Source organism: Pseudoalteromonas sp. HM-SA03 (assembly GCF_002289345.1).
In the GTDB taxonomy this organism is placed as follows: Bacteria; Pseudomonadota; Gammaproteobacteria; order Enterobacterales; family Alteromonadaceae; genus Pseudoalteromonas.
On record NZ_NSDG01000048.1, the window covers coordinates 67,484 to 78,820 of the forward strand.

At 43.1% G+C, this 11,337-nt stretch carries 11 protein-coding genes; 10 read left to right on the forward strand and 1 reads right to left on the reverse strand.

Annotated features, from left to right (window positions below; genetic code table 11):
* Positions 1–136: 136 nt before the first annotated feature.
* From CKO50_RS10115 to CKO50_RS10160, 10 genes are all read left to right on the forward strand, one after another.
* Positions 137–2,371: an ABC transporter permease subunit gene (locus CKO50_RS10115; RefSeq protein WP_095728055.1), complete on the forward strand. Its 2,235-nt coding sequence runs from the start codon at positions 137–139 to the stop codon at positions 2,369–2,371.
* 15 nt (positions 2,372–2,386) lie between these two features.
* Positions 2,387–4,036 (forward strand): phosphate ABC transporter permease PstA, encoded by a 1,650-nt coding sequence (gene pstA / locus CKO50_RS10120; protein WP_095728056.1) that lies wholly within the window; start codon positions 2,387–2,389, stop codon positions 4,034–4,036.
* 27 nt (positions 4,037–4,063) lie between these two features.
* Entirely contained in the window at positions 4,064–4,891 is an 828-nt protein-coding gene (gene pstB, locus CKO50_RS10125; protein ID WP_010607157.1) for a phosphate ABC transporter ATP-binding protein PstB, read from the forward strand.
* Positions 4,892–4,914: 23 nt separating this feature from the next.
* Positions 4,915–5,616: a phosphate signaling complex protein PhoU gene (gene phoU / locus CKO50_RS10130; protein ID WP_010607158.1), complete on the forward strand. Its 702-nt coding sequence runs from the start codon at positions 4,915–4,917 to the stop codon at positions 5,614–5,616.
* A gap of 142 nt (positions 5,617–5,758) precedes the next feature.
* Positions 5,759–6,436, forward strand: a complete 678-nt coding sequence (locus CKO50_RS10135) for a TIGR00153 family protein (protein WP_095728057.1) — start codon at positions 5,759–5,761, stop codon at positions 6,434–6,436.
* Between the two features lie 36 nt (positions 6,437–6,472).
* Positions 6,473–7,741 (forward strand): inorganic phosphate transporter, encoded by a 1,269-nt coding sequence (locus CKO50_RS10140; protein ID WP_095728058.1) that lies wholly within the window; start codon positions 6,473–6,475, stop codon positions 7,739–7,741.
* A 108-nt stretch (positions 7,742–7,849) separates the two neighbouring features.
* Positions 7,850–8,761, forward strand: a complete 912-nt coding sequence (locus CKO50_RS10145) for a hydrogen peroxide-inducible genes activator (RefSeq protein WP_095728059.1) — start codon at positions 7,850–7,852, stop codon at positions 8,759–8,761.
* 121 nt (positions 8,762–8,882) lie between these two features.
* Positions 8,883–9,422 carry an RNA polymerase sigma factor gene (locus CKO50_RS10150; protein ID WP_095728060.1) on the forward strand — a complete coding sequence of 180 codons (540 nt, stop codon included), beginning with the start codon at positions 8,883–8,885 and terminating at the stop codon, positions 9,420–9,422.
* Entirely contained in the window at positions 9,415–9,987 is a 573-nt protein-coding gene (locus tag CKO50_RS10155; protein ID WP_045962626.1) for a hypothetical protein, read from the forward strand. Before CKO50_RS10150 ends, CKO50_RS10155 begins: the two co-directional genes overlap by 8 nt.
* On the forward strand, positions 9,984–10,874 hold the full coding sequence (locus CKO50_RS10160) for a hypothetical protein (RefSeq protein WP_095728061.1): 891 nt from the start codon (positions 9,984–9,986) through the stop codon (positions 10,872–10,874). Before CKO50_RS10155 ends, CKO50_RS10160 begins: the two co-directional genes overlap by 4 nt.
* A 114-nt stretch (positions 10,875–10,988) precedes the next feature.
* Here CKO50_RS10160 and CKO50_RS10165 read toward each other — a convergent pair whose 3' ends face one another.
* Positions 10,989–11,186 carry a hypothetical protein gene (locus CKO50_RS10165; protein WP_010607165.1) on the reverse strand — a complete coding sequence of 66 codons (198 nt, stop codon included), beginning with the start codon at positions 11,184–11,186 and terminating at the stop codon, positions 10,989–10,991.
* Positions 11,187–11,337 lie beyond the last annotated feature (151 nt).

Sequence of the window (11,337 nt, forward strand, 5' to 3'; positions counted from 1 at the left end):
AATTAGTTCCATTATTTTTATAATGAATTTGAAGGCCAAGACCGATTGAAGAAAGTTCAATTGTGTCTCAGGTGTAACACAACTGTCATCTTGATGAAATATAATGCCCCCAATTTTTAAACCAAAGGGTATATTGATGACTTCAAATCCGCAAAAGCCATCCTTTAAAACGGATAGAAGCCGTCTCTTTAAAGACAGGTTTGCACAATTTGGCATTACTTCTGGTGGAGTAATGGTCTTAGTCGCACTTTTACTTATCTTCTTCTACTTACTTTACGTCGTTCAACCAATCTTTGAATCAGCAAAGGTTGAAAAACGTATGGATATTCAACTTACACAAGACAAAACATATTTAGGTGTAGGGGTAGAAGAACAAACTGAAATTGCGTACTTGCTCGGCAGCAGAGGGTCGGTAGATTATTACCAGATCAAAGGTGAAAGCGCTGGTAAATTACTAGATACATTGGATGTTGAACTTGACGGTAATGTTACAGCATTTGCAGAAAGTGCGCCTTTCTTAGGGCAATATGCATTTGGTCTGGATAACGGTCAGGTACAACTTGTGAAGCCGATGTTCACGGTAAGCTTTCCAGGAAATCAACGTGTTTTAACCCCTCGCCTAAGCTATCCACTTAATGCGAAGCAACTGATTGTTGATGAACAAGGCCAAGCAATTCGTAAATTCGCTTTTAGTCACTTCGAAGACAAAACTGCTGTTGTTGCACAAACTGCAGATAAACGTGTGATTTTTGCCGCGTTTGTTGCAGAAGAAAACATGTTTACTGGAGAGGTTGAATGGGCGGTTGAGCGTACCGAGCTAGATATTGATGGTCGCGTTGATGAGTTACTTATCTCTCCAGACACATCGCGCACATTTGTTCGCTCAGCAAATCAAGTTTACGTCTTTGATTCTCGCTATGCTTCTGAAGTTGAGTTATTCCAATTGCTTGCAGCAAACGAGGAAAATGCCAACTTAGTCGATATGAACCTGCTGGCGGGCGCCAACTCATTAATGCTGGCTAACGACAACGGTGAGGTTTCACAGTGGTTTGAAGTCAATACCGATGATGGACGCCAGTTTGCTAAAATCCGCTCTTTTGAGACGCCAAAGAGCAAACAGGTCAAACTATTCAGTGAATATTATCGTCGTACTTTCTTCACGACCAACGAAAATGGTCAATTCGGCCTATACTACACCACCAGTGAAGCGCACTTATGGCAAGGTAAAGTCACTGATAAAGCAGTACAGAAGTTTGCAGTAGCGCCACGTGCTAATGCAGCTTTGTTACTTGCCGATGATACGTTAACGGTAGTAGAGCTACACAATGAGCACCCTGAAGTAACTTGGTCTGCTCTGTGGCAAGAAGTGTGGTATGAAGGGTATCCTGAACCTGCTTACACTTGGCAGTCAACCTCTGCGAGTGATGACTTTGAATCGAAATTCTCATTAGTGCCTATTTCATTCGGTACCATTAAAGCGGCACTTTACGCTATGTTGTTTGCTGTTCCTATTGCATTAGCGTCAGCAATCTACACCGCCTATTTCATGTCGAGTGAATTACGCCGCGTGGTGAAACCAACAGTCGAGATAATGGAAGCACTACCAACGGTTATCTTGGGTTTCTTGGCGGGCCTTTGGCTTGCTCCTTTAATTGAAACGCATCTACCTGCCGTGGTTGCTTTATTGGTGCTATTGCCAATCGCGATGATAGCAACGGCATTTGGCTGGACTAAGTTACCTGCAAAAGTAAGACACGTTGTGCCAGAGGGTTGGCATTCAATTTTGCTTATCCCCGTGGTGCTCATCGTAGGTTGGATTTCATTTGCCATGAGCGGTGGAATTGAATCTTGGGTGTTTGGCGGTAATGTGCGTCAGTATCTAACCAATGAGTTAGGTCTAACATTCGACCAGCGTAACTCGCTAGTCGTGGGTATCGCGATGGGCTTTGCTGTTATTCCTACAATCTTCTCTATTGCAGAAGACGCGGTATTTAGCGTACCAAAGCATCTTTCAAATGGCTCACTGGCACTCGGTGCCACGCAATGGCAGACTTTAGTTCGTGTCGTATTACTGACTGCAAGTCCTGGTATTTTCTCTGCGGTAATGATGGGTCTTGGCCGCGCCGTAGGGGAAACCATGATTGTATTGATGGCAACCGGTAACACGCCAATCATGGACTGGAGTATCTTCCAAGGTATGCGTACGCTTGCTGCAAACATTGCGGTGGAAATGCCGGAGTCTGAAGTTGGCAGCTCTCACTATCGCATCCTATTCCTAGCTGCCTTTGTATTGTTTATTTTTACTTTCGTATTTAACACCGTTGCTGAGTTTGTTCGCCAGCAGCTGCGTGAAAAGTACAGCTCAATGTAATTGGAGTGACATGACATGGTAAAACAGTGGTTTAAGTCAGGTTCTCCGTGGATCTGGATGACAGGTGGCGCGGTCAGTATTAGTTTGATTTCAGTAATTGGACTACTTGCGATGATAGCGTGGAAAGGACTGAGCTTCTTTTGGCCATCAGAAGTTGTAGAAATGCATCTCGACGGTTCAGTTGCTAAGCAGACTGTGATTGGTGAAATATACGATCGCGAGATGGTACCAAAGTCTCGTCTTGAAGCTGCCGGATTCGACCTTTCAGGCTACAACAGCGAGCAAATCGAGCGTTTACTCATTAAAACGGGTAACCGTGAATATGTAGAGCTTGATTTTCGTTGGGTATTATCAACAGATATCAAAAGCCAGTCGAAACCAGCGGAATTAGCAGTATTTGAGCGTAGTAAAAATGGTAATTTCTATGGCTATGTTGCCCGCGTTTTAGAAGACGGTAAAGTAGTAACTGACCAGCCGATTGAAAGGCTACATGAGCTTGTTGAACGCGCCGTTGACCTTAATGACGAAGCGCTTGATCTACAAAATAGCGAAATCGGGCACATTAACTATGAGCTTGAACGTCTACGTTTAAAAGAAAAGTCGTATCAACTTGATAATGACCTGACAGAGGAAAAGTTAGCAGAGTTAAATGCGCGCCGTGCTGAGCTACGTGAAGATTACAAAGTCTTCGAAAAACGTTTATTTGAGCTAAGGAAGCAAGCAAAGCGTGACCAAGTTGTAGTGCGTGATATGCGTGGTGAAGAAGTGACTTTACCGCTGTACCAAGTGTTGGACGTTTGGTTTCCAAATGACATGGGCTTTTTTGCCAAAGTGGGTCACTACTTAGTGCAAATCAGCAAGTTTGTGAGTGATGACCCGCGTGAAGCAAACACCGAGGGTGGGGTATTCCCTGCAATCTTTGGTACGGTATTTATGGTTATGCTGATGGCGGTGATCGTGACCCCATTCGGTGTTATTGCCGCGATTTATCTTCATGAATATGCAGCAAAGAACGCTGTGACTAAGATGATCCGCATCGCGGTGATCAACCTTGCAGGTGTTCCATCCATTGTATATGGGGTGTTTGGCTTAGGATTCTTCGTCTATATGCTAGGTGGGTCAATTGACGAACTTTTCTACCCTGAGGCTGCGCCAAGTCCTGTATTTGGTACACCGGGTGTGATTTGGTCTGCACTTACACTTGCTATCCTTACTTTGCCAGTGGTTATTGTATCCACGGAAGAAGGTCTGTCTCGGATCCCAAGCTCAGTGCGTCATGGTTCACTTGCGCTTGGTGCGACTCAAGCTGAAACCTTATGGCGGATCATTGTACCAATGGCAAGTCCGGCAATTATGACGGGTCTTATTCTTGCTGTTGCGCGTGCCGCGGGTGAGGTAGCTCCTCTGATGCTGGTGGGTGTAGTAAAAATGGCACCAACCCTACCGCTAGACGGAAACTTCCCCTATATTCACTTGGATCGTAAGTTTATGCACTTAGGATTCCATATTTATGATGTTGGCTTCCAAAGCCCGAATGTAGAAGCTGCTAGACCTTTGGTTTATGCAACCGCGTTTCTACTGGTTACGGTGATTATTGCACTGAATATCACAGCGATTGGTATTCGTAACCACTTACGCGAAAAATTCAGATCGTTAGAGCATTAATAGTAAAGATTTTTAATAGGTAAAAACATGATTACAGTAGCGCCAGAAGTCAATCAAGCAAACGGCAATAACAAGCTTGATTTAGCAAACTTAAGTCCAGAACTCACCGCACTAGAGATCAAAAACCTAGATCTTTACTATGGTGATAAACAAGCCCTTAGTAACGTCAATATGTTGATCCCAAAAGGGCAGGTAACCGCGTTTATCGGTCCATCAGGTTGTGGTAAGTCAACGTTACTGCGTTGTATTAACCGCATGAACGACCTGGTTGATAGCTGTCGTATTGAAGGGGAAATCAACCTTCAAGGGCAGAACATTTATGACAAGAGCGTAGATGTTGCGGCACTGCGCCGTAACGTAGGTATGGTATTCCAAAGGCCAAACCCTTTCCCTAAGTCTATTTATGAGAATGTAGTGTATGGCCTGCGTCTGCAAGGTATCAAAGATAAGCGTAAGTTAGATGAAGTGGTTGAGAAGTCACTCCGCGGCGCCGCGCTTTGGGATGAAGTAAAAGACCGACTTCACGACAGTGCATTTGGTTTATCTGGTGGTCAGCAGCAGCGTTTGGTGATTGCTCGCTCTATCGCGATTGAACCAGAAGTGTTGTTACTTGATGAACCAACATCAGCACTCGATCCGATTTCAACATTGGTTATCGAAGAACTCATTAACGACCTGAAAAACAAGTATACTGTCGTTATTGTTACGCATAACATGCAACAAGCTGCGCGTGTATCTGATCAAACTGCGTTTATGTATATGGGTGAGTTAATTGAGTATGCAGATACCAATACCTTATTCACCACGCCGTCTAAGAAGAAAACAGAAGACTATATTACAGGTCGTTACGGTTAAGACGAGCTTGCGAGGAGAATATAATGGAACATAATATTAATAAGCACATTTCTGGCCGCTTTAATGAAGAGCTAGAAAACGTGAGAAATCACGTACTCAGCATGGGTGGATTGGTAGAGCAGCAATTAAACACTGCGCTTGATGCGGTTAATCACAATGATGCTGAAAAAGCGAAAAAGGTCAGTCAGAACGACTACAAAGTCAATGCGATGGAAGTGAATATTGACGAAGAATGTACACGTATCATCGCGAAAAGACAGCCTGCAGCCAGTGACTTGCGTTTGGTTGTTGCCATCGCGAAAACGATTGCAGATCTTGAGCGTATCGGAGACGAAGCGGAGCGTATTGCCAAAGTTGCATTGGACTCGTTTACCAAAGATCAGCAAGATCTATTGGTGAATATTGACAATATGGGTCGCCAAGTGTCACAAATGCTGCATGATGTGCTTGATGCATTTGCCCGAATGGACGCGCAAAAGGCATTTGAAGTGCATAAAGCTGATGCCAAAGTGGACCGTGAATACGAAGCTGTAACACGTCAAATTATGACCTATATGATGGAAGATCCACGCTCTATTCCAAAAATTATGGATTTAATTTGGTCTGTGCGTTCATTAGAGCGTATCGGCGATCGTTGTCAAAATATTGCGGAATACGTGATTTATTTCGTAAATGGCAAAGATATTCGTCATACATCTCAAGAAGATATCGCAAAAACCTTGTGATGCTTATCAATTAGTTGCGCGCTCTCGGCGCGCAATTTCATAGTAAGTTCATCTAAACTTGCAATAAAACCGTTCACAACAGCGTTCAATGCTGTAAAATTACACTTTGCACATGCATACAAATATGATTTAAGGGTCAGTTATGCCTAGTAACGCGTTTTTAGGAGTATTTGCTAAATCTCCTATTAAGCCAATTGAAGAGCATATAAAAATAGTCCATCAAGCCAGTGCGGCTTTGATCCCATTTTTTAACCATGTCTTCAAAGGGGAGTGGACAGAAGCGGATGCAATTCGCATTGAAATCCGCAACCTAGAGCGTGAAGCAGATGAACTAAAGCGTGAAGTACGCTTACATTTGCCTCGTGGTTTATTCATGCCAGTAGAACGGACTGACTTACTGGAACTTATCACCCACCAAGATAAGATAGCCAACAAAGCGAAAGATATCGCAGGTCGCGTTATCGGTCGTGAAATGGTCATCCCTGAATCCATTCAAAAAGATTTTCTTGCTTACGTCACTCGTTGTGTGGACGCGACTAAACAAGCATCAGAAGCGATTAATGAGTTTGATGAATTACTTGAGACTGGCTTTAGAGGCCGTGAAGTCACTTTAGTTGAAAAAATGCTAGTTGAGCTTGATGCCATCGAGCAAGATACCGACGATATGCAAATTAAAATTCGTCAAGAGTTACGCGCTGTTGAAAGCGAGCTTAACCCAATTGATGCGATGTTCTTATATAAGATTATCGAGTGGGTCGGTGGGCTTGCTGATATCGCAGAGCGCGTTGGTTCACGTCTTGAGCTGATGTTAGCTCGTTAATAAAAATCGATCTTTTAGAATAAAGTAAGGTTTCTTATGGATATCATTGCATCCTACGGCACAGTATTGGTTTTAATCGCCGCAGCAGTTGGTTTCTTTATGGCTTATGGTATTGGCGCAAATGATGTTGCGAATGCTATGGGTACTTCGGTAGGTTCAAAAGCACTTACCATCAAACAAGCAATTATCATTGCTATGATCTTCGAATTCGCTGGTGCTTATCTTGCTGGTGGTGAGGTAACATCAACGATCCGAAAAGGGATTATAGATTCTACTCCTTTCATAGATATTCCTGAACTGATGATATTGGGAATGATCTCTGCACTTTTTGCTGCAGGCGCTTGGTTACTAATGGCTTCAATGCTAGGTTGGCCGGTATCTACGACGCACTCAATCATAGGTGCAATCATTGGCTTTGCGTTAGTTGCTGTAGGTAGCGAAGCAATTCAATGGGGTAAAGTTGCAGGCATAGTTGGCAGCTGGATTGTCACCCCAGCCATCTCTGGTTTTATTGCTTATCTCATCTTTATGAGTGCCCAAAAGCTCATTTTCGATACCAATAAGCCACTAGAAAATGCCAAACGCTTTGTGCCTATTTACATGGGTCTAGCGGGCTTTGTTATGTCTTTGGTTACGATCAAGAAAGGCCTTAAGCATATTGGTATCAAGCTCGGCACATTCGAAGGTTTTGCGCTTGCTATCGGTATCGCTATTATCATTGCTGTTATCGGTAAGATTGCGATTTCTAAGCTGAAAATGGATCCCAATGCAGATAAGCAAATGCAGTTCAATAATGTTGAAAAAGTATTCGCTATCCTTATGGTACTAACAGCATGTTGTATGGCATTCGCGCATGGTTCGAATGACGTTGCTAACGCAATTGGTCCATTAGCGGCAGTGGTAAACATTGTTGAAAACGACGGTGAAATTGCTAAGAAAGCAGCACTCGCTTGGTGGATCTTACCGCTAGGTGGTTTAGGTATTGTTGCGGGTCTTGCGATTCTTGGTAAAAAAGTTATCAAGACCATCGGTGAAGGTATCACGCATCTTACTCCTAGCCGTGGTTTCGCAGCAGAACTTGCTGCTGCTTCAACAGTAGTAATCGCATCAGGCACAGGCCTACCAATTTCTACAACTCAAACCTTGGTTGGTGCGGTATTGGGTGTGGGTATGGCGCGTGGTATTGCGGCATTAAACATGGGTGTTATTCGTAACATCGTAGTTTCTTGGGTAATTACATTGCCAGTTGGTGCTGCCCTTGCTATTGTTATATTCTATATATTGAGATTAGTGTTCGGCGTATAAAAATAAACCGCACTTTTCAAAAAGACAGACTTTTAGCTTGAAAAGATCTCAACACCTTTGGTGTTGGGGTCTTTTTATTTGTGCTGTTGAAAATTAAGAGTAAAGCTTGTGACGAATCTACCTAGTATCAAACAACTACAATACCTTCTTGCGGTGCATCAGCACCAACATTTTGGTCGTGCAGCGGAAGCATGCTTTATTGGTCAATCGACGCTAAGTAGCGCGATACAAAACCTTGAAGAGACATTGGGATGTCAGCTAATTGAACGCGAAAATCGCAGCCTAATGTTTACCGATATTGGTGAGGAAGTGGTTGAACGAGCACGGAAAATTATTGACGACACTATGAGCGTTAAAGAGCTGACTAAAAGCTATAAAAACCCATTATCTGGCAAGTTGACGTTAGGGATCATTCCCACCATTGCGAGTTTTATTGCTGCGCCACTTTATCAGGCGTGCAAAAAGGAGTTTGAAGCACTTAATTTGGTACTGGTTGAAGATACCAGCGATAACTTACTGGATAAGTTAGAGCATGGTCATATTGATATGGCAATGTTAGCGCTGCCGTATAGAACCGATAAATTTCATACTCAAGTACTCGCAAAAGATCATTTTAGTTTGGTTCGTCATACGGAGTACAGCGTACCTGAGCCGATAGAGGACTTTAACCTGTTACCTGAGCAAAGTGTATTTTTACTCGAAAAAGAGCATTGTATGACGGGACATGCTCTTAGCGCTTGCCACTTGAACCGTAGCGCGTGTATTAATCCATTTGAGGCGGCAAACCTACATACTTTATTAAGTATGGTGGAATACAAAAATGGCGTAACGTTTTTACCTCAAATGGCGATTAATGCTGGGATTTTGGAAGGGAAACCTTTAGTGGCTATGCCACCACAAGATCATGCATATCGTGAGATTGGCTTGATTTGGCGTCGTACCACGGGGCGGATCAGAGATTTTAGACTATTTAGTGACTTTGTTGGTGACTACATTAATGGCCAATGTCAGTCGCAGTAATAGTTATGATGAAGAAGCACCTATATGGTGCTTTTTTTCTCAAAAAATTCTCCCGTCTGAACAACTTTTTTTGCGCCCGCTACGATTAATAATTAGTGAGAAGATTGGATGAGTGAACTGCGTGTTTTTTAATAGCGAAAAACAATTAATAAAAAGAGCACTGCAAGGTAATCAAGGAGCATGGTCAAAACTTTGCGCCCAGCATCATGGCCGTGTGTATAACCAATGCTTGAGGCTGGTTGGTAACCCACAAGACGCGTTAGATATTGCTCAAGATGTATTTTTAAGTATGTATCGAAATCTGCATACCTTTAATGGCGATGCCAAGTTCTCGACTTGGGTATTTAAAATCACCCATGCACGGATAGTTGATCACATGCGAAAACATAAGTTTGAATCGATTGAAGGTAAAGAACCTGAGGCACCGCAACGCGGACCTGACAGCAAAATAGTGCAACAACAAAGTAACGAAGAGATATATATTGCGCTGAAACAACTACCATTTGAGCAGCGCATTGTCGTGGAGCTAAAGTTTTTCCAGCACTACACCTTTGATGAAATTGCGCAGCAGCTTGAGTTATCAAGTAATACGGTGAAGGCTAGGCTATACAGTGCGTTAGGTAAGATGAAAGGGCAACTAGAGGTGCAAAATCATGGCTAAATTAGCACACTTATTTGAGCAGTGGCTAGATGGCAAAGTGCTGTCTGAGGCAGAGTTGGCCGAACTTCAGGCAGATAGTGAATATCGAGAAATGATGAGTGCTGCTATTACTTGGCAACAGCGAGCTGCTAGCTTCGAAGAGCAAGCGCCACCCCCACAGCTCACTTTGCAGCATCAAACTCGCGCTTGGCCAGTGGCTGCCGTCGCAGCTTGGCTGGTCGTTGGGCTTGGTGTGTCTGGACTTTGGCTACAGAACTTAGGCTTACATCAACAGTTGAGTGCTCAACAAACACAACTGGCACAGCAGCAAAGCGCTATGCAGGCCATGCTTGCAAAACTTGATGAGACTAAGCCTATAGATCAAGCTACGCTTGCCAAATTAGCAACGCAAGTGGTTGAACAAAATCGTAAAGAGCGCAGTTTGGCAATGAATAATCTCGTTGATCTGATCCAGGCACAAAGAGCGCAAGATCAAGCCCTACTTAGGCTGCAATTGAATGAATTGGCAGAGCAAGTAGAGCAAACACCGACACAAAATTTAGCACAGTATCGAGGTAAACCATGAAGTTAATTCCACTTTGTTTTGGCGCTGTCGCAGCCATTGCTACAAGCTTTGCTCAGGCCCAAGTTGTTGATGAAGCGCTAAAGCGTGAGGTTGCTATTTTTGAGCGGGTATTAATGAGTGCACTACAGCATGACACACAAGATCAAGTTCGTAGTGTTTCTGGCTATTATTTGAAAGATCAGGGAGTTGTGTTTGAACTGGCATTAAAACGCCGGCACCGTTTAGAGTGGATCTCTCATATCGACAATCTCGATGATGTAGCTGCAATAGGGGAGTTTGAACTGCCGGAATTTGATATGGACATCGCGGAGGTTGAGATTTCACAGCCGATAGCTGAAGCTTTTTCTCAAGCTTATTCGGATGCTGCTGAGAAAGTGAGAGCAGGAGCCGAGAAGGTCCGCGAAGCCGTAGAACAAGAAAGAGAGAATAGAATTCAATTGAGGGAACTTGAACGCCAAAAAGCGGAGCTGGAGTTTGCGAAAAGGCACGAAAGTGATGATCAAGTAAAAGAATTTACGGAGTCATTGAGAGAAGTTGAGAAGCGCATAGAAAAGCTCTCACTTAAGGATTCTGAATTAAAAGACCTTAAGGATAAGTTGAAAGCGAGCCTTGAGGCTTCTCGGGTCAAACGCGCGAAAGAGAAAGCTGAAAAGCAGCAGGCGCTTGAAAAAATGCTAGTTACCAGCTTAGCCCGAAGCTTATGTGATTATGGTGCAGGTTTAAGAAATTTACCTAGAAATGAGCATATAAGCTTTATTTACAATGAACTCAGCAATCCAAACAATAAACAGGTGTTTGTTTATCCAAAATCCTTGGTGCAGCAATGTGTAAAAGGTGAGAAAACGGCTAAGCAGCTTGCCGAGATAGTAACTAGCTATCGCTTTTAGTTAGCCTAATTTTGGGGATAAAAAGCGTCTTCTTCGAACTTGGAACTTGGGGCAAGAAAATGACAACACAAAAAACAGCATGGCTGCATGCTGTTTTGTTTTAAAAAGGAGCTATTAAGCCTGCTCGATGTTTTTTGCAGTAGTTAAATTTGGTAAAAAGAGTAAGTAAACCCAAACCACTAGATTAAAGTAGGGTAGCAAACCGAGCCCTGTGAACAATTTTACCGGATATCCTTTTGTGTTGGCATAGCGGTAACATTGATAAGCGATGAGCAAGTTTGCAAGTAGCAAAAACAGTGATAATGACAGCATAATTTACCCCTTGAAATCCATAGCAAGATGTAACTCAATCCTTTGAATGTCTATAAGATTAAGGTGTTACCTTAAAATTTGGTGACATTTTAAACTGATATCTTTAATTATAGTGGACTTTGCAAGAAGTAAAAGTAACCTTTAGTATAAA

Excerpts from the sequence above, each read along its gene's own strand:
- phoU (WP_010607158.1), top strand. The coding sequence starts at position 4,915 with ATGGAACATAATATTAATAAGCACATTTCTGGCCGCTTTAATGAAGAG.
- CKO50_RS10165 (WP_010607165.1), bottom strand. The coding sequence starts at position 11,186 with ATGCTGTCATTATCACTGTTTTTGCTACTTGCAAACTTGCTCATCGCT.
- CKO50_RS10160 (WP_095728061.1), top strand. The coding sequence starts at position 9,984 with ATGAAGTTAATTCCACTTTGTTTTGGCGCTGTCGCAGCCATTGCTACA.
- CKO50_RS10155 (WP_045962626.1), top strand. The coding sequence starts at position 9,415 with ATGGCTAAATTAGCACACTTATTTGAGCAGTGGCTAGATGGCAAAGTG.
- pstA (WP_095728056.1), top strand. The coding sequence starts at position 2,387 with ATGGTAAAACAGTGGTTTAAGTCAGGTTCTCCGTGGATCTGGATGACA.
- pstB (WP_010607157.1), top strand. The coding sequence starts at position 4,064 with ATGATTACAGTAGCGCCAGAAGTCAATCAAGCAAACGGCAATAACAAG.
- CKO50_RS10140 (WP_095728058.1), top strand. The coding sequence starts at position 6,473 with ATGGATATCATTGCATCCTACGGCACAGTATTGGTTTTAATCGCCGCA.
- CKO50_RS10115 (WP_095728055.1), top strand. The coding sequence starts at position 137 with ATGACTTCAAATCCGCAAAAGCCATCCTTTAAAACGGATAGAAGCCGT.
- CKO50_RS10135 (WP_095728057.1), top strand. The coding sequence starts at position 5,759 with ATGCCTAGTAACGCGTTTTTAGGAGTATTTGCTAAATCTCCTATTAAG.